This is a genomic window from Erythrobacter sp. QSSC1-22B (genome assembly GCF_001678665.1).
Classification (GTDB): Bacteria; Pseudomonadota; Alphaproteobacteria; order Sphingomonadales; family Sphingomonadaceae; genus Qipengyuania.
In genome coordinates, this window is record NZ_LZRP01000001.1 from 129,681 (window position 1) to 150,091 (window position 20,411).

The following is a 20,411-nucleotide window of genomic DNA, read 5'->3' on the forward strand; positions in this document are numbered from 1 at the left end:
TCCGCGCGTCAGCGGCGACGGGTGTAGCGCTCCGGCTCGATTCCCAGCTCGCCGATTTTCTTTCGCAAGGTGTTGCGGTTGATCCCCAACAGCTGTGCCGCCCGAACCTGATTGCCTTCGGTTTCGCGCAGCGCGTGCTCGATCAGCGGCTTCTCGAACTCGGTGAGCGCCGCGTGATACAGCGTTCCCGAGGGTACCGACCGCCCCGCCAGCCATGAAGCCAGCGCGCTCGTGAAGCCACCATCCTGAGCGGCTTCGCTCTCGATGCGGACCCCCGGCAGGTTTTCGTCCACGATCGCGCGGTCGATCGACTCATTGCGCGCGATCAGCGCCAGCCGAAAAACGACATTGCGCAATTCGCGGACATTGCCCGGCCATTCGCGCTCGGCCAACGCCGCGACGGCTTCCTCGGCGATCGACCGCCGCGGCAACCCCTCGCGTTCGGCCAGCGCCAGGAAGTGCCGCGCCAGCGCGGCAATGTCCTCACGCCGCTCGCGCAGTGGCGGCATGTGGATCGGAACCACGTTCAGACGATAATAGAGATCCTCGCGAAAGGTGCCCTCGGCAATCATGGGGGCAAGATCACGATTGGTGGCGGCAATGATCCGCACATCGACCGCAATGTCGTGCCGACCGCCGACCCGGCGGATACGCCCCGACTGCAATGCGCGCAGCAGACGCGTCTGCGCTTGCGCGGGCATGTCGCCGATTTCGTCGAGGAACAGCGTCCCCCCGTTGGCCTGTTCGAACTTGCCGATTGCCTGGTTTATCGCACCGGTGAATGCGCCTTTTTCGTGACCGAACAGCTCGCTTTCGATCAGATCGTGCGGGATCGCCGCCGCATTGACGGCAACGAATGGTCCGGTCTTGCGCGCGCCGAGTTCGTGAACCGCTTCGGCGACCAGTTCCTTGCCAGTGCCCGACTCGCCGGTAACCAGCACGGTAAGATCGTTGCGCAACACCCGGCTGATCATCCGGTAGACCCCCTGCATGGCCTGGCTGCGACCGATGAAGGGCATGTCCTCGGCCGGATCGGACTGCGGACCCACCGACGGGCGCCGAGCGGCCGCCTGTTCGACCGCCTTGGTCAATTCGTCGAGGTCGAAGGGTTTGGGAAAATATTCGAACGCCCGGCTGTCGCTCGAGCGGACCGCAGTATCGAGCGTGTTCTGCGCGCTCAAAACGATGACGGGCATTTCCGGTGCGGCGGAATGGACCGCGGCGATGCTCGCGAGCCCATCGCCATCCTCCAGGATGACGTCGGTGAGCATGACGTCGAAGCGGCGCTCCGCCAGCAGCTCGTCGCGCCGGTCTATGCGGCTGCATAGGGTGACGTCATAACCCTCGTCGCCGAGCGCCTCCGCAATGACGGCGGCGATGGCGGGATCGTCCTCGACGATCAACACGCTCCGGGTCACTTACCCTCCCCCTTCTGCGCCAGCGACTGCGCCATCGGCAAATTGATGCGAAAATGGGTCAGACCGGCGCGTTCATCGCGTTCGTGCGCAATTCGCCCGCCCATGTCGCGGACCAGCTTGCGAACCAGCGCAAGCCCCAGCCCCTGCCCCTGCGGCTTGCTCGAAACGAAGGGTTCGAACACATGGTCGCGCAACGCCGGATCGATCCCGGGGCCGTTGTCGCTCACGCTGACCTCGATCGGCAGGCGGGTGGCCTTGCCCAGCCGGATCGCGTTGAAGACCAATCCGCCAGTGAAGCGGGTGCGCACCGTAACCTGGGCGTTGGCAACCGCTTCGCTTGCATCGCTCGCGTTGGCGATCAGATTGATCAGGATTTGTTCGAGCGCACCGCGATCGGCGAGGACCAGCGGCAGCGACGGGTCGAACTCCTCCTTCGTTTCGACCCCGGGCCCGCGCGAGGTGCGAACGGTGGCGATCGCATTGCGGACCGCTTCGTGCAGATTGCAGGGCACGGAGACGATCGTCGCCGCGCTGCCGAGCTGCTGCATCCGGTCGACCAGCTGCGCGATCCGGTCCACCTCGGTCGCAATCAATTGCGTCAGCGCCTTGTCCTTCTCCGTAGCCCGGCGGTCGAGCAATTGGCTCGCCCCGCGAATGGCCGCGAGCGGGTTCTTGATCTCGTGAGCCAGCACCGTCGGAGCACGCAACTCGATCCGCTCGGCATCGCGATCTTCATCCTCCTGGCCCGCGTCCGAGAGCGTCACGATCCGCCAGCCGGGATCGCCGGCAATCGGTGAGCAGGTGAGATTGATTTTTCTCTCGCGCCGGCCGATCTCGATCGCAAGGCCGCGGGCGACCATCTGACCGTCCGTATCCCGCAAGGCATCGGCCACGCGGCGATCGCCAATGGCAACGATTTCGAAAAAGGAGCGGCCGAACAATCGCACTGCGCTGCTGCCGAGCATTTCCTCGGCCGCAGGATTGGCCTCACGGATGGTGCCCGCAGGATCGAGCAGGATGACGGCGAAGACGATCGAGGCGATTTGCATGCGCGCACCGGGCGCCTCGACAATGTCCTTCACGCGGCGCGCCGCTGCAGGAAAGGCTCGTAGAAGCGCTCTATTTCTGCAAGCACTACAACCGGATCGTCGATAAAGTTGGCGCGATTGCGGAACTCTGCCGAGCCGTGCATCCCCTTGGTGTACCAGCCCAGATGCTTGCGCGCGAATTTCACGCCGACGTCCTCACCATAATGGTCCAGCATGGCGCGGTAGTGCTCCACCAAAACCGAATATTGCTCGTCGAAACCGGGGCTCGCCAGCTCTTCGCCGCTGCGCCACCAGTGCATCACCTGCGCCAGCAGCCACGGCCGTCCGTAGGCACCGCGCCCGATCATCACCCCGTCGGCCCCGGACTGTTCGAGCGCCATGGCGGTGTCGGCGATCGTGCAGATGTCGCCATTGACGATAACCGGTATCGAGACGGCTTCCTTGACCTTGCGGATGAACGACCAGTCGGCGCTGCCCTTGTACATCTGGTTGCGGGTGCGGCCGTGGACGGTGATCATCTTGACCCCGATGTCCTCGGCAATCCGCGCCAGTTCGGGGGCGTTGAGGCTGTCGTGATCCCAGCCCATCCGCATCTTGACGGTGACGGGCACATCGACCGCCTTGACGGTCGCTTCCATCAGCCGGGTCGCCAAGGGGATTTCGCGCATCAGCGCCGATCCGGCGAGCCCGTTGACCACCTTGCGCACCGGGCAGCCGAAATTGATGTCGATGATGTCGGCGCCCCGGTCGGCGTTGAGACGCGCAGCCTCGCCCATCGAAACCGGGTCGCAGCCGACGAGTTGCATCGAGACCGGCTCCTCGATCGGGTCCCAGGCGGCCTTCTGGATGCTCTGACGCGTCTCGCGGATCGCGGCCTGGCTGGCGATCATTTCGGTGACGTTGAGCCCCGAGCCATAACGGCGCACGAGCTTGCGGAACGGCAAGTCGGTGACGCCGGTCATCGGCGCCAGCACGACCGGCGTATCGATGGTCACGGAGCCGATCTGGATCGGCTTCGGCGGGACCGGAGGGAGGGGATGCGCGCTCATGATGGTGATATCTGCCTAATTCTTGGGCAGACATAGTGCATTGCAGCGAAATCGGCAAGCCGCTAGCCGTGGGCGACCATGCCAGATCCCGCCCCCCTTCCCCCCTTTGCAGCCATTGTCGTGGCAGCCGGCAAGGGATTGCGCGCTGGACAGGCGGTACCCAAGCAATTCGCCCACTGGCGCGGGAAGCCGGTCGTGCGCCATTCGGTCGAGGCGCTGCTCGAAGCGGGGGCGACGAGAGTGATCGTTGCCATTCCTCCGGACGGCGACGAGGCTGCCCGCGCCGCACTGGAGGGACTGACCGGTATCGAACTGGTCTCGGGCGGGGAAGAACGGCAGACCTCGGTTGCCAACGCACTCGAGAAACTGTCCGCAACCTCCTGCGAGAATGTGCTTATTCACGATGCAGCGCGTCCGGTCCTGCCCCGGACAATCATTGCGCGACTGCTGGCGGCACTCGCCGGCTATCCGGGGGCAATTCCAGTACTGCCGGTGATCGACAGCCTCGCGCTCGACGCGGACGGCTTGATGGCCGGAGCAGCGGACCGCGAAAGCCTCCGACGCGTCCAGACACCGCAGGCGTTCCGCTTTGCCGATATCCTTGCCGCCCACCGCCAATGGAATGCGGACCATTTCGCCGGTGACGATGCGCAGGTCCTGCGGGCCGCTGGCGGCGAGGTCGTGCTCGTGGCGGGCGACGAAAAGCTGGCCAAGCTCACCTATGCTGAGGATTTCATGACCGACCTGCCAGCCATCCGCACCGGAATGGGCCTCGATGTCCACCAGCTCGCCGCGGGCGAGGAGCTCTGGCTCGGCGGGATCCGGATCGAACACGACAAGGGGCTTGCCGGACACAGCGACGCCGATGTCGGCCTGCACGCGCTCGTTGACGCCATTCTGGGCGCGATCGGGGCCGGCGATATCGGCAGCCATTTCCCGCCGTCCGACCCGCAATGGAAAGGCGCCAGCAGCGACCGTTTCCTCGTTCACGCCGTCGGCCTGGCCCACGAGGCCGGCTATGGCATCGGCAATGTCGATCTCACCCTGATCTGCGAAGCGCCGAAAATCGGCCCGCACCGGGCTGCCATGCAGGCGCGGATCGCCGAATTGCTCGGTGTTGACATCGGTCTTGTATCGGTGAAGGCCACCACCACCGAGAGACTGGGGTTTGCCGGACGCGGCGAAGGGATTGCCGCTCAGGCCATCGCGACCCTGATCCGCGAATGACGAGGCTCGTCCAAATGCAATGCACCCCGACAACCACGTGACCGAGGGCCTGCTCCCCGAACCCATCGTCCGGCTGGCACAGAGAGTGGTCGAGGAAAATGCCGCAGCGGGGCGCAAGGTGGTCGTGGCCGAAAGCTGTACTGGTGGGCTGGTCGCCGCGGCCCTTACCGAAATCGCCGGTTCATCTGCCGTGCTCGACCGCGGTTTCGTCACTTATTCCAACGAGGCCAAGATGGAAATGCTCGGGGTGCCGAGCGATATCATCGAGACTTTTGGAGCCGTCTCGGTGGCATGCGTCTGGGCGATGGCCAAGGGTGCGCTCGAGCGCAGCAGCGCCGATGTTGCGGTAGCCATCAGCGGCGTTGCAGGCCCTGGCGGCGGTTCGCCGCACAAGCCAGTCGGCACGGTCGTCTTTGCCCGGGTCACCCGCGATTCGCAGAAGGATCCCGAAGGCGAACTCAGACTGTTCGAAGGACCCGGCCGCGCGGCAATCCGCCAGGAAGCGACGGCCTGCGCGCTGGAACTTCTGCTGCCCTAGCCATTGCCCGGTGCGGCTTCGCGACCGTAGAGGTCGTCCGCCCGTCGCTCGAAGGCCTCGACCATCTTCCGGAAGGCGCGGTCGAAATATTGCCCCGCAATCGCTTCGAACACTGCATTGCGAAAGGTGAATTCCACAGCGAAGTCGATTTCGCAGCCCCCATTCTCGGTAGGTCGAAAAACCCAGCTGTTGTCGAGATCGCGCAAGGGCCCATCGAGGTAATGGACCTCGAGCCGGTCGGGTCGCAATTTGTCCACGCGCGACGTGAACTTCTCGCGGATCGCCTTGAAGCCGACGAGCATGTCGGCGACCATCTCGGTCTCGCTGTCGGACCGCACCCGCGTCGCCACGACCCATGGCAGGAATTCGTCATAGCGCGCGACATCGGCGACCAGATCGAACATTTGCTCGCAGCTGTAGGGAAGCCGGCGGGTTTCGCGACTGCCCGGCATCAGGCGCCGACCCTGGCGCGCTCCTTGGCCAGCCTGGCTTCGCGGGCCGCCCTCATTTCGGCGAAATCGTCGCCGGCGTGATAGCTGGAGCGGGTCAGCGGGCTCGAGGCGACCTGCAGGAAGCCCTTGGCGCGGGCGATCGAGCCATAGGCCGTGAAGGCCTTGGGAGTGACGAACTCCTCGACATTCGCGTGCTTGGGCGTGGGCTGGAGATACTGCCCCATGGTCATGAAATCGACATCGGCGCACCGCATGTCGTCCATCACCTGGTGCACTTCGAGCCGCTGCTCGCCCAGCCCCAGCATGATGCCTGATTTCGTGAAAATCAGCGGGTCGTGGCTTTTCACCTCTTCCAGCAGCCGCAGCGAGGCGTAATAGCGCGCACCCGGGCGGATCGTCGGATAGAGCCGCGGTACGGTCTCGAGATTGTGGTTGTAGACGTCGGGGCCCGCCTCGCAGATCGCCTCGACCGCGGCGCGCATCTTGCCGCGAAAGTCCGGAGTCAGGATCTCGATCGTGGTGTTGGGCGTGTTGCGTCGCAGCGCCTGGATCACCTTGACGAACTGCCCCGCCCCGCCATCGGGCAGATCGTCGCGATCGACGCTGGTGATGACGATATGCTGCAGCCCCATCGTCGCTGCGGCTGTGGCGACATGCTCGGGCTCGAGCGGATCGACGATCCGCGGCATCCCGGTCTTGACGTTACAGAAGGCGCAGGCGCGGGTGCAGACATCGCCCAGGATCATCATCGTGGCGTGCTTCTTCTCCCAGCACTCGCCGATGTTGGGACAGGCGGCTTCCTCGCACACGGTGGTGAGATCGAGCCCGCGCATCAGCTGGCGGGTCTCGTGATAGCCCTTGCCGGTCGGGGCTTTCACCCTGATCCAGTCGGGCTTGCGTTGACGGGCCGGGCGCTCGCCCTCGGGCTTCGGTGCGGTGGAGAGATCGTTCATGCTGTGGTCCATCTAGGGATGGCGCTTGCCATAGGCAATGCCGCGCGGCAGGAGCATTGCCCATGAAGAGCTATGACGAATTGATCGCGGGCTACCAGCGCTTCCGCAGCGGCACCTGGGAAACCCAGCACGCCCGGTGGGAGCAACTGCGCGAAGGGCAGGAGCCCAAGGTGATGGTCATCGCCTGTTCCGACAGCCGGGTCGACCCGGCGCAGATCTTCGATGTCGATCCAGGCGAGATCTTCGTGGTCCGCAACGTCGCGGCGATGGTCCCGCCCTTCGAGACCAGCCCCGGCCAGCATGGCGTTTCCGCCGCGCTCGAATTCGCGGTCCAGTTCCTCGAGGTCCGGCATATCGTGGTGATGGGCCATGGGCTGTGCGGCGGATGCCAGGCGGCGTTGACGCAGAGCATGCATGGCAAGGCGCTCGGCAGGGGCGGTTTCGTGGCGCAATGGATTGCCATGCTCGACGATGTCCGCGAACCGATCGCACGCGAATTCGGCACCACCGGACGCAAGGCCGAACGCGCGATGGAATTGGCAGCCGTCAAGAAGAGCCTCGAGAATTTGCGTACTTTCCCTTGCGTGCAAGAGAAGGAGGCCGACGGCTCACTTGCGCTTCACGGGGCGTTCTTCGCCATCTCGGACGGCGTACTGCATCAGCTCGACGAAACGCGCGGCGAATTTTCCCCCGCCGACTGACTTGCGCGACCAACGGCTGCGCGGCATTGGCACGCCATGTCTACCACTGACCAACTCAACATCGCCCTGCTGATCGATGCCGACAACGCGAGCCCATCGGGCATCGATCCGGTTCTCACCGTGCTCGCCGAACTGGGGCAGGTGAACATCCGCCGCGCCTACGGGAATTGGCGCAAGACCAGCCTGAAGGGCTGGATCGACCGGATGCATCGCTACGGAATCGAACCGCAGCAGCAGTTCGACATCACCAAAGGCAAGAACGCCACCGACATGAAGATGACGATCGATGCGATGGATCTGCTCTATCGCGGTCGCGTCCACGGCTTCGGAATCATGTCGAGCGACAGCGATTTCATGCCGCTGGCGATGCGGATCCGCCAGGACGGCCATCCGGTCTACGGCTTCGGCGGCGCCAAGACCCCCGAGGCGTTTCGCGAAGCCTGCACACGATTCATCGACGTCAACGCGCTGGTGAAGGCGGAGAAGCAGGAAGAGCGCAGACCCGCGGCGACAGATAAGATCGACGAGGAAATGCTCCACCTGCTCGTGGATGCCTACAACGCCAGCCGCCGCGACGACAAGGGCTACGCCAAGCTGTCGGAAGTGGGGCAACTCGCGGGCAATCGCTCAAGCTTCGACACGCGCAATTACGGTTTCGCGCGCTTAATCGATCTGATCGAATCGATCCCGAATTTCTCTGTCGAGCGGCGCGATTCGGGGCAAGCGTACGTCAAGCGGCTACGCTGATACCGGCGCTGATACCGGCACGGATCGACGCCTAAGGTGCGCGAGAAAAAAGGGCGCGAGACCAAGTCTCGCGCCCTAGCTCAATCCACTTCCTGACCGAGTGATCAGCCTCCGGCATTCTGCTGGGTGGTATAGACCGCCCAAAGATTGGCGATCGGTGCGCGCGCACCTTCGACCTTTTTGAATGTCGCTTCGGCCTCGGCGTGCTTGCCTTGGTCGAGCTGGGCAATGCCCATCCGCGTAAGCACGAGCGGAGTGTTCACACCCGACATAGTCAGCGCCTTGGTGTAAAACTCCTCGGCTTCCGCGGCCCGATCGTAGCTAAGGAAGGTATCGCCCGCAGCCATGACGGTCAGCAGATTGGCGTTCCCGGCACGGGCGTCGGCCAAAAGTTCAGGCAGATCGCTCTTGTCGGCCTGGATCCGACGTTCGGCCTCGGCGCGCGATTCCGTCACATAGGGATCGGTGCGATCGAGCATACCCGAGGCAAACCCTTCATCGATTACCGCCAGGACTTCACCCGGGAACTTGCGCGGGTCGGCGGCCTCGATGTATTCGGTGTACATGCTCGCATCGCGGAAGGTATCGGTCCGGCGCGATAGGCGCAGGATGTCGAGAATTTCCGGATATTCATATCTGGTGCTGTTGAGCGCAACCGCGATCGCATCGCCCCAGGTGGTCTTGGTCGGATATTCTTCGACATAAAGCAGCGAGTATTCGCGCGCCCGCTCGGGCATCTCATTGTTATATGCCGTCACGAAAGCGTGCTTCACCCAAGCTTCCGGAACCGGCTGGCCGGCCGCTTGGCGAGCGGACATTTGCTCATCCAGATAGGCGAAGCCGGTCGGGTAATCTTCCGCCTCGAAATAGAGGTCGGCGATCATGCGGTGCATATCATCGGAACCAAGCGTTCGCGTCGAGCCATCGGTCAACTGCGCGTCGAGCGTGTAGTTCACCGCGATGGCGCCTTCCAGCCCCTGGCGCGCCGCAGCCGTATTACCTAGGCGCTGGTTGAGCTGATAGGATGTCCAGTGGAACTGGCCAACCTGCTCGGGAGCGACCTTGCCGCTCGCGAGCATCAACTCGAGCCCCTGCACCATCAACTGGTTATTGTCCGATTTCGTGCCGACGCTGTAGATGATGCTGCCCGCCGCATGGCGGTCGTCGGCGGTTTCGACCGCGGCGACCAGACCGGGGGCGGCCGCTGCAGCAGAGGCATAATCTGGCGCTTCGCCGGAAACGTTCTCGTTAACCGGCGTGTAGGCGGCGATGAAGCCCTTGGAGTAATCGGCCTTGGCCGGCGCTTCCTTCTTCTGCGCGTGAGCCGGAGTTTCAAATACCGCACCGGTAAATGCGGTACCGGCGACAAGCGCGAAGGCCAACGCCATGGTCGAGCTTCGTTTCGTTGAGGAACGTAATTTCATAAGGTTAACTCCCAAGAATAAGAAAGGATGCTAACTACACCCTCGTCCGGATCACGATCGACGGGCACATGCCCCGACCGCTATCCGATTGCAAATCGTGTTACGGTAGCTGGGCTGAATAGCGATTGAATACCCTCTGCTTTCGCCGTTCAGAAGCGCGGCAAACCCGCGTTTCCAGCCACATGTGGAAAAAGCGCTCGAGATCGGCACCCGGTTCCCGCAATTGGTGGCTTTTGCAGGGCAACTCGCCTAGGCTTTACGGCAGCTATACGCCCTTTCAACTACCGAAAAGCAGTACCCCCTTTTGAGCGACGATACCGACATTCTCGAACCCGCTCCCGCAAGCGGCGGATACACCCGCATCGACATCGTCGACGAGATGAAGGCGAGCTATCTCGATTACGCGATGAGCGTGATCGTTGCGCGCGCGCTTCCCGATGTCCGCGACGGGTTGAAGCCGGTTCACCGCCGGATTCTGTTTGCCAGCCAGGAAGGCGGCTTCGTCGCCGGACGCCCCTATCGCAAGAGCGCCAAGATCGTCGGCGACGTGATGGGCAATTATCACCCGCACGGCGATTCCGCGATCTACGAAGCGCTGGCGCGGATGACGCAGGACTGGTCGCTGCGCGTCCCCCTGATCGACGGTCAGGGCAATTTCGGCTCGATGGATCCCGATCCGCCCGCCTCGATGCGCTACACCGAAGCGCGGCTGGCACGCGTCGCCAACATGCTGCTCGACGATCTCGACAAGGACACGGTCGATTTCGCTGACAATTACGACGGCTCGCGCCGCGAACCCACGGTACTGCCGGCGCGCTTCCCCAATCTGCTGGTCAATGGTGCCGGCGGTATCGCGGTCGGCATGGCGACAAACATCCCGCCGCACAATCTGGGCGAGGTCATCGACGGCTGTTTCGCCTACATCGAGAACCCCGCGATCACATCCGAAGAACTCTTCGAGATCATTCCCGGGCCCGATTTCCCCACCGCGCCGCTGATCCTTGGTCATGCGGGCGCCAAGGCAGCCTACACCACCGGACGCGGTTCGATCCTGATGCGCGCCCGCCACGAGATCGAGGCGACCCGCGGCGCCAAGAGCGAAGGCCGCCAGTCGATCGTCCTGACTTCGATCCCCTTCCAGGTCGGCAAGTCCGGCCTGGTCGAGAAGATCGCCGATGCCGCCAAGGAAAAGCGGATCGAGGGCATTTCCGACATCCGCGACGAAAGCTCGCGCGAGGGCATGCGCGTGGTCGTCGATCTCAAGCGCGATGCCTCGCCCGAGGTCGTGCTCAACCAGATCTGGCGTTATACCCCGGCACAGTCGAGTTTCCCCGCCAACATGCTCGCGATCCGTGGCGGCCGCCCCGAAACGCTGGCGCTGCGCGACATCATCCAGGCCTTCATCACCTTTCGCGAGGAGGTCATCACACGCCGGACCAAGTTCGAGCTCAACAAGGCGCGCGATCGTGCGCATATGTTGCTTGGGCTGGTGGTCGCGGTGTCAAACCTCGACGAAGTAGTCTCAATCATCCGCGGCGCTTCCACGCCCGCCGAAGCGCGCGCCAAGCTGCTGACGCGCGAATGGCCGATCGGCAATATCGCGCAATATATCCGCCTGATCGAGGCGATCGAACCCGATGCCGAGCAGGCAGGTGGCACCTATCGGCTGTCCGAACGCCAGGTGAAGGCGATCCTCGACCTGCGGCTCCACCGCCTGACCGCGCTCGGGCGCGATGAGATCGGCGGCGAATTGAAAGTGCTGGCCGATGCGATCGAGGAATTTCTCTCGATCCTTGCCGACCGGGTCAAGCTCTACGGCGTGCTGCGCGACGAGTTGCAGGAGGTCCGCGATCTCTACGCCACTCCGCGTGTCACCGAGATCGCCCCCGCCTGGGACGGTCTCGAAGACGAGGACCTGATCGAGCGCGACGAGATGGTCGTGACCGTGACCCACGACGGCTATATCAAGCGCACCCCGCTTTCGACCTTCCGCGCGCAGGCCCGCGGCGGCAAGGGCCGTGCCGGCATGGCAACCAAGGACGAGGATGCGGTTGTCGAACTGTTCGTAACTTCGACCCACAACCCCGTGCTTTTCTTTACCAATACCGGCCGGGTCTATCGCCTGAAGGTGTGGAAGCTGCCCGAGGGCGGGCCGCAGACCAAGGGTCGCCCGATGGTCAATCTCCTGCCGCTGGGAGACGAGGAACGCGTCACCAACGTGCTCCCGCTCCCCGAGGACGAGAGCGAATGGAGCGCGCTCAACATCGTGTTCGCCACCGAGCAGGGCATGGTGCGGCGCAATTCGATGGATGCGTTCACGAATATCCCCTCCAACGGCAAATACGCCATGGGCTTCGTCGATGGCAGCGGCGACCGGTTGATCGGTGTCAAATTGCTGTCCGAAGGCCAGGAAGTCTTCCTCGCCTCGAACTCCGGCAAGGCGATCCGGTTCGCCGCCTCCGATGCGCGCGAGACCAAGAGCCGTACCGGAATCGGGGTCCGCGGCATGACGTTGCGTAAAGGTGCCAAGGTCGTCTCGATGGCGGTGCTCGAAGGCAATCGCTACGATTCCGAAACCCGCGAGGCCTATCTGCGCGCCGCCTCATGGAAAAACAACGAGACCGAAGCCACCCTGCCGGCGGGCGATGCCGCTGCGATGGCAGAAAGCGAGGAGTTCATCCTCACGCTCACCGCAAATGGCTATGGCAAGATCTCCTCCGCGTATGAATACCGCACCATCGGCCGGGGCGGTCAGGGGCTCACCAATATCGGCGAACCTTCGAGCAACCCCGATCGCAACGGCCCGGTGGTCGCCAGCTTCCCGGTGAGCCATGGCTCGCAATTGATGCTGGTCACCGATCAGGCCAAGCTAATCCGCCTGCCGATCGATTTCCGCCATCTGGTCGAAGGCGGCTTCGACGATCACAAGGGCATCGCGGTCTATGGCCGGACATCCTCGGGGATCCGCATTTTCGATGTCGCCAAGGGCGAGCATATCGTCGGCGCGGCGCAGATCGACGAGACCGAAGAGCCAGAGAACCCGGCCGAGGAAGCGATCGCGGAAGAAATCGCCGATCGCGAGGCGCAGGTCACCGAACCGCACACGACCGCGCATTCCGACAAGAATATCGAGGGCGAACCGGGCGGCTGATCCTGGCGATATCGGTGGGCGACAATTGCGCTCGGTCGAGGGCCGATGAAATCCGGAGCGATAGCGCTCCGGATCGGCATCGCTCAGTGTGACGGCCTCTCCAGCCGCAGCGTCTGCACGACCCCCGTCACGATGAGCAATTGCGCTGCATAGTAAAGCGGCCAGACCAGCCAGCCGGCGAGCGCAGGATCGAGCCCGCCGCCCTCGCGCCCCAGGATCACCAGATCCGAAACGATGAACAGCACCGCCCCCAGCCCTACCCGATAGCGCGGGAAGCGGCTGAGCCAGGCGGTCGCGGCCATCAGGCCGAGGATCGCGGCATAGCATGTGGCGATGGGCCAGTCGGGATCGGAACGGGTGATCAGCCAGGCCAGCAGCGGTGCGAACACCGCCAGTGCCAACGCGGCTGCGTTCTGGCTCCCCGCCCGTTTGCCGCGCAAATTGCGCAGATAGAGCGCGATCGCCGCCAGATGCGCCAGTGCGAACGCCGCCCCGCCAGCAAGCAAGTCCAGCTCGATCACGACATCGCCGAGCGCGCCCAGTCCCATCGCCAGGGCGATCAGCGCTCCGTCCAATCCCTTGCCCCGCTTTGCCGCATAGACCGCGAGGAAGGCGACCGCAGCACCCTTCCAAACCATCAACCAGAGGCCCCCGATGGCACTGTCCGCCACAAAGAAATAGCTGATCCCGGCAAGCAGGCTGAGCAGCAGATACGGTCGGTGTTCGCTCAAGGCGCGTCTGGGCATTCTGCATTTCCTCCCGCGGACAGGCCTTGAACGATACCGCCCCCCGGTTCTAGGGCAATCCAGCAATGACCCACGACATCCAAATCATCGGCGGCGGCCTCGCCGGGAGCGAAGCAGCCTGGCAATTGGCACAACGCGGCTATCGTGTGCGCCTGTCGGAAATGCGCGGCAGCGGCGACACCACGCCAGCGCATCACACCGACGGGCTCGCCGAGTTGGTCTGCTCCAACTCCTTCCGTTCGGACGACGACGAGAAGAACGCGGTCGGGCTCCTCCACCACGAGATGCGCCGTCTCGACAGCCTGATCATGCAGGCGGGCGAAAAGGCGCGGGTGCCGGCGGGCTCGGCGATGGCGGTCGATCGCGACGCCTTCTCTGCCGAGGTCGAGCGCACGCTTGCAGCGCACCCCAACGTCACCATCGTCCGCGAACGGGTCGACCAGCTGCCATCCGAAGGCCCGACCATCGTCGCGACCGGCCCGCTGACCGCGCAATCGCTGGCGCAGAGTATCGTGGCGGCGACCGGGCAGGACCGGCTGGCGTTTTTCGATGCCATTGCCCCCATCGTCCATCGCGAGAGCATCGACATGGATATCTGCTGGATCCAGTCGCGCTGGAACAAGCGCAATTCCGCCTCGAACGAGGAAGGCGATTACATCAACTGCCCGATGACCAAGGACGAGTACCTCGCCTTTCATCAGGGCCTCATCGACGGCGAGAAGACCGAGTTCCGCGAGTGGGAAAAGGACACTCCCTATTTCGAGGGCTGCATGCCGATCGAGGTGATGGCGTCACGCGGGGTAGAGACGCTGCGCTACGGCCCGATGAAACCGGTCGGGCTCGACGATCCGCGCACCGCCTGCCCCGAATTTCCCCAAGGTCGCTGGCCCTATGCGGTGGTTCAGCTGCGCCAGGACAACAAGCTGGGCACGCTGTGGAATATCGTCGGCTTTCAGACCAAGCTGAAATATGGTGCGCAGGTCGAGCTGTTTCGCACCATTCCCGGGCTGCAGAACGCCGAGTTCGCGCGGCTGGGGGGCTTGCATCGCAACACCTTCCTCAACTCGCCGCTGGTGCTCGACCGACAATTGCGGCTGCGCAATGCAGCCCACATCCGGTTTGCCGGACAGGTCACGGGGTGCGAGGGCTATGTCGAAAGCGCAGCGGTCGGCTTGATGGCGGGGCTGATGGCGGCAAGCGAACTGGCCGGGCGGGAATGGCACGGTCCGCCGCGGACCTCGGCCTTCGGCGCGCTGCTGTCGCATATCACCGGTGACGCCGAGGCCGAGACCTATCAGCCGATGAACGTCAATTTCGGCCTCTTCCCGCCGCTGCACGAGGTGAAGAAGAAGCAGCGCAAGGAGGCTTACACTTCCCGCGCCAAAGCCGATTTCGGTACCTGGATCGATGAAGGGGCGCTCATTCCGGCCTAGCAGCGGCAGGCGGGCGTCTTGCGGGGCTTGGGCCTTGTGGTCGCGAATTCGGTGGGGGTCAGCCAGTCGTTGCCATCGGTATCCGCGCCTTCGAAACGATCGACCGTGGCCACTGCCCATTCCTCGAAGGTCAGCAGATTGTTGCCATCGACATCGAGCTTGCGAAATGCATCGGTTCGGCTCGACAGCATTTCATCGCGGGATATCCTCAGGTCGCGGTTGCGATCATAGCGGAAAAACCGGCGTTCCTCGCGGGTGAGTTCGGTTGCTTCGGGCGGTGCCGGCCCGATGAGGTCGGCCACGTCCGCCTGCGGGAGTTCGAATTCCTTGCCGATTTCCAGACTGTCGAGCGGAAGCGGCGGCGGCGCACCGCGCTCGACCTCGGCCCGTCCCTGCCACCAGAACAGGCCCACTCCGGTCAGAACGAGTGCCAGGATCGCTCCCAATGCGATGCGGTTCATCGGCGCCACCTCCGATGCGTAGAGTAATCTATCGGCCCAGGATGCCAAGCCGCATTGCGAGCAGCGCGCTGCCGCGATCGCCGAACAGCGGCCCTTGGCCGCGCCGCAGAACACGGTCGCCGAGACCTCCGAGGATCGCCAACGGGCGCAAAGCGCTAGGCAGACGGCTCCGATAGGGCTGGAATCGGGATGCGACGGCGCGCAGTCTTTCGCGCTCGACCAGGTCCGTCAATCGGGGGAGGCAGTCCCCGAATGCGTAGAGACTGCCCGCGTTGTGTGCCGCCGCCGGATATCCTGCCTGCCCTGTGAGGCGACCGGCTGCGGCGAAGGCAGCGCCCTTCCCCTCGGCAAACCGCTGAAAGGCGGTTTCGCTCAGCGGCGCATCGCCGAGCAGTTCCTCCCAGCCATCGACCAGCGCTACCAGCGCCGTCTCCTCGCCATGCCAGTGGAGACCGATCGCATCGAGCACCGGATCGCCTTCGGGCCGCAGCCCGCGCGCTTCGCCCAGCCGGTCGCGCCACCACGCCAGCCGCATCTGCGCGAGCATCGGCTCGCGCACCGTGGCAAGGATCCGGGCAAGCCGGTCGTCGAGCAGAAGCAGCGGCAGCAGCACATCCCGCACGTTACCCCTCGACCAAGCCAGGGCGATGCGACCGACAAGCGGCAGCTCGCCGCTCGTCGCTTCCGCGCCTGCGGGCAAGCTTTCCTTAACCATACCTATCGACCTTTCCTTGAGGCTGATCACCCTATGCACGGGACAAACTAGGGGACAATCGTGATGCGCGGATTCCGACATACCTCACAGGGACCAGCCAAACTTGCGTCGCGCCGAGGCTTTCTGGCCGGGTTGCGCGAAGATGTGTCGGGCAATGTCTTCATGCTCTCCGCTGCAGCCTTGCTTCCGCTTCTGGCGATGATCGGCAGCGCGCTCGACATGAGCATCGTATACATGGCGCGGGGTCGGCTCCAGAACGCATGCGACTCGGGCGTTCTGGCCGGCCGCCAACTGATGGCCGGTACCGCGTTCGGCACCGCTGTCGAAGCCGAGGCGGATCGCTTTTTCAACTTCAACTTTCCCGACGGTGCGAACGGCGCCTCCAACATCGAATTCGCTGTCGTCCAGAACAACGACGACGAAGCCGAATTGCTCGGCGAAGCCAGCGCCACGATTCCCACTATCCTCATGAAGATTTTCGGGTATCGTACGACCGACATTTCGGTGACCTGCGATGCTAAGAAGGATTTCGGGCACAACGACATCGTGCTGGTCCTGGACGTAACCGGGTCGATGGCACAGAAAGCCTCGGGTGGCGGCGGTCCGAAAATCGATCGCCTGAGAATGGGCGCGCGAGGCATATACGTAGCACTGGCCGATGTCCCCAACACCACCACACGCTATGGCATCGTGCCCTATTCGCATACCGTCAATGTCGCGCGCTCGTTGTCCAACAACGATTTCCTGCGCGATCAAAGCTATGCCGGTAATTGGGCCTACACGTATTGCGATAGCAACGGCTACCAGATCTGGAACTGTCAGAATTTGACGGCTGACAACCGCCCCAACAGCGGTCTTTCGAACAGCAATACAAAATACACGTATAACGTGGCCGAGCAGCGCAGCGGTTCGCGGACCGTCAATGTTCGAAATTCCACTTGGGCGACGAGCAATAACGTCGAGTCCAGCCTCACCGCGTTTCGCACTAGCGGAAATGGTTGCATCGAGGAGCGCGCTTCGATCGGCAGTTCGACCAGCCCTATCCGCATCCAAAACACGGTCACTCGCGACGACGTCGATCTCCGGTCGACCAGCAGCACCGATACCGCCCGCCAGTTCGGCCGTTACGATCCCGGCGTGCAGCGGGGACAGTCACAGGTCGGGTGTCCTTCAGAAGCACAAGCGCTTCGGACTTATGCCAGCGAGTCCGCTTTCCAGACTGCTATCAACACATCGACTGCAAACGTCACCGGCGGCACCTATCACGATGTCGGCATGTTATGGGGCACGCGGTTCATCTCCTCAACCGGCTTCTTCACCGCGAACAACCCCAGTGAGATCGACAACGTGCCTGTCAACAAACACATCGTTTTTATGACCGACGGCCTGCTGGACACTGGCAACAGGCTCTATTCAGCGCATGGTATCGAAGACTACCAGGATAGAACGCGCGGCGCCGGATCTCAGGACGATCAGCACATTGCGCGGTTCGCGGCCACCTGCGACGTGGCCAGGTCGATGGGTATCACCATTTGGGTAATCGCCCTCGACGTCGGCGCCACCGACGACATAGAACCATGCGCATCCAGCCCGAACCATTTCTTCATCTCCGATGGCAGTGATCTCGAGGAAGTCTTTGCGCGAATCGGTCAGGGTATCGGCCGGCTGAGGCTGACCCAATGATGGGCGCGCGCAACTTTCTTCGGCGGGTCGGCCGGGACGAGGAAGGCGTGACGATCGTCGAATTCGCGATCCTTCTGCTGCCCTTCTTGATCATCGTGATGGGCGGGCTGGAGCTAGGCTACAAAAGCTATGTCCGCGCCATTGCGCAGGGGGCGATGAGCGACGCGGCACGTCGTGCCAGCGTGCAGAGCCCTACCTTCAACGCCAGCGGCGATGCGTTGGAGGAGCGGATCGAAAATTCCATCGCCGCGCAGCTTGATACGGTGGCGATTGACGGCGACTACGACATTTCGCAGCGACGCTATTTCGACTTTTCGGACGTCGGCAACCCCGAACGGATCATGCGAGACAACAATGGGAACGGTCAGTATGATGCGAGCGACAACGACTGTTTCGAGGACTTCAACCAGAACGGAGATTTCGATCTCGACGCCGGGAGTGCGGGCATCGCGGGAGCCAGCGACGTTGTGTTCTACGAGGTGATGGTCGAACTGCCGCGGTTGTTCCCCTTCGCATTTCTAGGCCAGGACATTCACCGGCTCACGCTGCAGACGGCGATCCGCAACCAGCCTTACGCGAACCAGCCCACCCCTCCCACCCTGTGCGGGGTGTGACGTGATCGCGCCTCGCCCCCTCCCCCGGATCGCGCGCAATACGAGCGGTGTCGCGATGATCGAATTCGCCTTTGCGGCACCGCTCCTATTGACGCTGATCCTTGGCGGGGTCGAAGTCGCGAATTATGCCCTCGCTCATCTGCGCGTCAGCGAGATCGCCGTGACCGTCGCCGACAACGCCGGTCGGGTCCCTACCGGGATAGACGAATCGAACATCTACGAGGTCTTCGACGGGGCCGCGACAGTGGGCGAATCGATCGATTTCGAGGCGAATGGCCGGGTCATCCTGTCCTCGCTCGAGCACAACGGTCTGACCGGCAGCAACGAAGGCCAGGTGATCAACTGGCAGCGCTGCTGGGGGTCGCTTGACCAGCAGTCGCTCTATGGCATCGAGAACTTCGGGGAGACCAACGCCGCTTTGGAAGACGGGATGGGGGCCGCCGGCAATCAAATAACCTCCATAGAGGGAACCGCGGTGATGTTCGCCGAGGTCGTCTACGACTATCAGCCGCTGCTTCAGTTCGGTATCTTCGAACCCGATCAGATACGCTACGAAAGTGCCTTCAACGTCCGCGGGCGGGTCGCCAACAATCTCACCAACGCCAATTCACTCGCTCGGATGGTATGCGGGAGCTGAGCGCAGCTCGCCCCCGCCGACCGGTGCTCACTCCACGTAGCAGACCTTCTTGACCGCCGCGACGATGCGCGGTGCGTCGATCAGCGCCAGCTTCTCGAGATTGGCCGCATAGGGCAGCGGCACATCCTCGTTGCAGACCCGCAGCACGGGCGCGTCGAGGTGGTCGAAGCCTTCTTCCATGCACAGCGCGATCACCTCGGACGAGATCGAGCAGGTTGGCCAGCCCTCCTCGGCGATGACCAGCCGGTTGGTCTTGGCGAGGCTTTCGAGGATGGTGTCGCGATCGAGCGGGCGCAGCGTGCGTAGGTCGATCACCTCGGCCTCGATGCCCTCCTCGGCGAGCTTCTCAGCCGCCTCGAGCGAATAGCCGACGCCGATCGAATAGCTGACGATGGTCACATCCGAACCCTCTCGGACGATCCGCGCCTTGCCGATCGGCAGGACATGGTCGTCGAGCTCGGGGAGTTCGAAGGTCTTGCCGTAGACCAGCTCGTTCTCGAGGAAAACCACCGGGTCCTCGCAGCGGATCGCCGCCTTGAGCAGTCCCTTGGCGTCCGCGCTGTCGTAGGGTGCGATCACTATCAGGCCAGGGACACTGGCGTACCAAGGGCCGTAGTTCTGGCTGTGCTGTGCGCCGACCCGGCTGGCGGCGCCATTGGGTCCGCGGAAAACCACCGGGCAGCGCATCTGGCCGCCAGACATGTAATTGGTCTTGGCCGCCGAATTCACGATGTGGTCGATCGCCTGCATCGCGAAGTTGAAGGTCATGAACTCGACGATCGGGCGCAGGCCGCCCATGGCCGCACCTGTGCCGATGCCGGCAAAGCCGTATTCGGTGATCGGCGTGTCGATCACGCGCTTGGGACCGAATTCGTCGAGCAGGCCCTGGGTGACCTTGTAGGCACCCTGATACTGCGCAACCTCCTCGCCCATCACGAACACGCGCTCGTCCCGGCGCATTTCCTCGGCCATCGCATCGCGAAGCGCTTCGCGAACTGACACAGTGGCCATGTTGGTGCCATGCGGAATGTCGGGATCGGATTTGGGCTTCGACTTCGGCTTCTCGGGAGTGATCGAGGCGTCTTCATCCTTGCGGCCGACATCCTTGCCCTCGCCCGCGACATCGTCCGCGGGAGACTCTGCAGGTGCCTCGATATCGGAGGCGTCCTCGCCCTCGCCCGCCAGCATGGCGATGACCGTTCCGACCGGGACATTTTCGGTGCCCTCGGCAATGAGGATCTTCCCAAGCGTGCCCTCGTCGATGGCCTCGAATTCCATCGTTGCCTTGTCGGTTTCGATCTCGGCGATGATATCGCCGGGCTGGATCGCATCACCTTCCTGCTTGAGCCATTTGGCAAGCGTGCCCTCCTCCATCGTCGGCGACAGCGCGGGCATCTTGAGTTCGATAGCCAT

19 protein-coding genes are annotated in these 20,411 nt (G+C 63.4%); 9 read left to right on the top strand and 10 right to left on the bottom strand.

The features are described 5' to 3' along the window. Positions 1–8: 8 nt before the first annotated feature. From ntrC to dusB, 3 genes are read right to left on the bottom strand one after another with little or no spacing between them, the layout of a single operon-like run. Positions 9–1,418, bottom strand: a complete 1,410-nt coding sequence (gene ntrC / locus A9995_RS00575; RefSeq protein ID WP_067607703.1) for a nitrogen regulation protein NR(I) — start codon at positions 1,416–1,418, stop codon at positions 9–11. After that, positions 1,415–2,500, bottom strand: coding sequence for a nitrogen regulation protein NR(II) (locus tag A9995_RS00580; protein WP_233998030.1), 1,086 nt, complete (start codon positions 2,498–2,500; stop codon positions 1,415–1,417). The genes ntrC and A9995_RS00580 overlap by 4 nt, the downstream gene beginning before the upstream one ends. Beyond that, complete coding sequence (gene dusB, locus A9995_RS00585) at positions 2,497–3,516, bottom strand: tRNA dihydrouridine synthase DusB (protein ID WP_067607706.1); 1,020 nt, start codon at positions 3,514–3,516, stop codon at positions 2,497–2,499. The genes A9995_RS00580 and dusB overlap by 4 nt, the downstream gene beginning before the upstream one ends. Positions 3,517–3,594: 78 nt before the next feature. Here dusB and A9995_RS00590 point away from each other — a divergent pair, with 78 nt between their 5' ends. Together A9995_RS00590 and A9995_RS00595 are read left to right on the top strand one after the other, a co-directional pair. Then, positions 3,595–4,743 (top strand): bifunctional 2-C-methyl-D-erythritol 4-phosphate cytidylyltransferase/2-C-methyl-D-erythritol 2,4-cyclodiphosphate synthase, encoded by a 1,149-nt coding sequence (locus A9995_RS00590; RefSeq protein WP_067607709.1) that lies wholly within the window; start codon positions 3,595–3,597, stop codon positions 4,741–4,743. Positions 4,744–4,762: 19 nt separating this feature from the next. Next, positions 4,763–5,281, top strand: coding sequence for a CinA family protein (locus A9995_RS00595; RefSeq protein ID WP_369815786.1), 519 nt, complete (start codon positions 4,763–4,765; stop codon positions 5,279–5,281). Here A9995_RS00595 and A9995_RS00600 read toward each other — a convergent pair. Both A9995_RS00600 and lipA read right to left on the bottom strand, forming a co-directional pair. Continuing rightward, complete coding sequence (locus tag A9995_RS00600; RefSeq protein WP_067607712.1) at positions 5,278–5,733, bottom strand: type II toxin-antitoxin system RatA family toxin; 456 nt, start codon at positions 5,731–5,733, stop codon at positions 5,278–5,280. The two genes, A9995_RS00595 and A9995_RS00600, sit on opposite strands and share 4 nt — an antisense overlap. Beyond that, positions 5,733–6,686 (bottom strand): lipoyl synthase, encoded by a 954-nt coding sequence (gene lipA / locus A9995_RS00605; RefSeq protein ID WP_067609389.1) that lies wholly within the window; start codon positions 6,684–6,686, stop codon positions 5,733–5,735. Before lipA ends, A9995_RS00600 begins: the two co-directional genes overlap by 1 nt. 62 nt (positions 6,687–6,748) lie before the next feature. Here lipA and A9995_RS00610 point away from each other — a divergent pair, with 62 nt between their 5' ends. Together A9995_RS00610 and A9995_RS00615 are read left to right on the top strand one after the other, a co-directional pair. Further along, complete coding sequence (locus tag A9995_RS00610) at positions 6,749–7,387, top strand: carbonic anhydrase (protein WP_067607715.1); 639 nt, start codon at positions 6,749–6,751, stop codon at positions 7,385–7,387. A gap of 36 nt (positions 7,388–7,423) precedes the next feature. Continuing rightward, positions 7,424–8,134, top strand: coding sequence for an NYN domain-containing protein (locus tag A9995_RS00615; protein ID WP_067607719.1), 711 nt, complete (start codon positions 7,424–7,426; stop codon positions 8,132–8,134). 104 nt (positions 8,135–8,238) lie between these two features. On the opposite strand, the gene A9995_RS00620 is transcribed toward A9995_RS00615, so the two are convergent. Beyond that, positions 8,239–9,558: a hypothetical protein gene (locus A9995_RS00620; protein WP_145916753.1), complete on the bottom strand. Its 1,320-nt coding sequence runs from the start codon at positions 9,556–9,558 to the stop codon at positions 8,239–8,241. Positions 9,559–9,862: 304 nt separating this feature from the next. On the opposite strand from A9995_RS00620, the gene gyrA reads away from it, so the two are divergent. Beyond that, positions 9,863–12,709, top strand: a complete 2,847-nt coding sequence (gyrA, locus tag A9995_RS00625; protein WP_067607723.1) for a DNA gyrase subunit A — start codon at positions 9,863–9,865, stop codon at positions 12,707–12,709. Positions 12,710–12,792: 83 nt separating this feature from the next. On the opposite strand, the gene A9995_RS00630 is transcribed toward gyrA, so the two are convergent. Next, entirely contained in the window at positions 12,793–13,455 is a 663-nt protein-coding gene (locus tag A9995_RS00630) for a lysoplasmalogenase family protein (protein WP_067607726.1), read from the bottom strand. Positions 13,456–13,520: 65 nt separating this feature from the next. Here A9995_RS00630 and trmFO point away from each other — a divergent pair, with 65 nt between their 5' ends. Next, a complete protein-coding gene (gene trmFO / locus A9995_RS00635) occupies positions 13,521–14,888 on the top strand; it encodes a methylenetetrahydrofolate--tRNA-(uracil(54)-C(5))-methyltransferase (FADH(2)-oxidizing) TrmFO (protein WP_067607729.1) in 1,368 nt (455 codons plus the stop codon). Here trmFO and A9995_RS00640 read toward each other — a convergent pair. Beyond that, on the bottom strand, positions 14,885–15,349 hold the full coding sequence (locus A9995_RS00640) for a hypothetical protein (protein ID WP_067607732.1): 465 nt from the start codon (positions 15,347–15,349) through the stop codon (positions 14,885–14,887). The two genes, trmFO and A9995_RS00640, sit on opposite strands and share 4 nt — an antisense overlap. A gap of 28 nt (positions 15,350–15,377) precedes the next feature. Continuing rightward, entirely contained in the window at positions 15,378–16,064 is a 687-nt protein-coding gene (locus tag A9995_RS00645; RefSeq protein ID WP_067607735.1) for a hypothetical protein, read from the bottom strand. Between the two features lie 132 nt (positions 16,065–16,196). Here A9995_RS00645 and A9995_RS00650 point away from each other — a divergent pair, with 132 nt between their 5' ends. The 3 genes from A9995_RS00650 to A9995_RS00660 are packed head-to-tail and all read left to right on the top strand — an operon-like array spanning position 16,197 to position 18,998. Next, positions 16,197–17,747 carry a Tad domain-containing protein gene (locus A9995_RS00650; protein ID WP_067607738.1) on the top strand — a complete coding sequence of 517 codons (1,551 nt, stop codon included), beginning with the start codon at positions 16,197–16,199 and terminating at the stop codon, positions 17,745–17,747. Beyond that, entirely contained in the window at positions 17,747–18,361 is a 615-nt protein-coding gene (locus A9995_RS00655) for a TadE/TadG family type IV pilus assembly protein (RefSeq protein WP_233998031.1), read from the top strand. Before A9995_RS00650 ends, A9995_RS00655 begins: the two co-directional genes overlap by 1 nt. A gap of 1 nt (position 18,362) precedes the next feature. Beyond that, positions 18,363–18,998 (top strand): TadE/TadG family type IV pilus assembly protein, encoded by a 636-nt coding sequence (locus A9995_RS00660; RefSeq protein WP_067607744.1) that lies wholly within the window; start codon positions 18,363–18,365, stop codon positions 18,996–18,998. A 27-nt stretch (positions 18,999–19,025) separates the two neighbouring features. Here the strand turns inward: A9995_RS00660 and A9995_RS00665 are convergent, their stop codons facing one another. Beyond that, complete coding sequence (locus A9995_RS00665; protein ID WP_067607747.1) at positions 19,026–20,411, bottom strand: pyruvate dehydrogenase complex E1 component subunit beta; 1,386 nt, start codon at positions 20,409–20,411, stop codon at positions 19,026–19,028.

What these genes read in the sequence shown, in the direction of transcription:
- A9995_RS00630 (WP_067607726.1), bottom strand. Translation starts at nt 13,455, where the DNA reads ATGCCCAGACGCGCCTTGAGCGAACACCGACCGTATCTGCTGCTCAGC.
- A9995_RS00595 (WP_369815786.1), top strand. Translation starts at nt 4,763, where the DNA reads ATGCACCCCGACAACCACGTGACCGAGGGCCTGCTCCCCGAACCCATC.
- A9995_RS00665 (WP_067607747.1), bottom strand. Translation starts at nt 20,411, where the DNA reads ATGGCTATCGAACTCAAGATGCCCGCGCTGTCGCCGACGATGGAGGAG.
- A9995_RS00600 (WP_067607712.1), bottom strand. Translation starts at nt 5,733, where the DNA reads ATGCCGGGCAGTCGCGAAACCCGCCGGCTTCCCTACAGCTGCGAGCAA.
- A9995_RS00590 (WP_067607709.1), top strand. Translation starts at nt 3,595, where the DNA reads ATGCCAGATCCCGCCCCCCTTCCCCCCTTTGCAGCCATTGTCGTGGCA.
- A9995_RS00615 (WP_067607719.1), top strand. Translation starts at nt 7,424, where the DNA reads ATGTCTACCACTGACCAACTCAACATCGCCCTGCTGATCGATGCCGAC.
- A9995_RS00620 (WP_145916753.1), bottom strand. Translation starts at nt 9,558, where the DNA reads ATGAAATTACGTTCCTCAACGAAACGAAGCTCGACCATGGCGTTGGCC.
- dusB (WP_067607706.1), bottom strand. Translation starts at nt 3,516, where the DNA reads ATGAGCGCGCATCCCCTCCCTCCGGTCCCGCCGAAGCCGATCCAGATC.
- A9995_RS00655 (WP_233998031.1), top strand. Translation starts at nt 17,747, where the DNA reads ATGGGCGCGCGCAACTTTCTTCGGCGGGTCGGCCGGGACGAGGAAGGC.
- A9995_RS00640 (WP_067607732.1), bottom strand. Translation starts at nt 15,349, where the DNA reads ATGAACCGCATCGCATTGGGAGCGATCCTGGCACTCGTTCTGACCGGA.
- trmFO (WP_067607729.1), top strand. Translation starts at nt 13,521, where the DNA reads ATGACCCACGACATCCAAATCATCGGCGGCGGCCTCGCCGGGAGCGAA.
- A9995_RS00645 (WP_067607735.1), bottom strand. Translation starts at nt 16,064, where the DNA reads ATGGTTAAGGAAAGCTTGCCCGCAGGCGCGGAAGCGACGAGCGGCGAG.
- A9995_RS00610 (WP_067607715.1), top strand. Translation starts at nt 6,749, where the DNA reads ATGAAGAGCTATGACGAATTGATCGCGGGCTACCAGCGCTTCCGCAGC.
- lipA (WP_067609389.1), bottom strand. Translation starts at nt 6,686, where the DNA reads ATGAACGATCTCTCCACCGCACCGAAGCCCGAGGGCGAGCGCCCGGCC.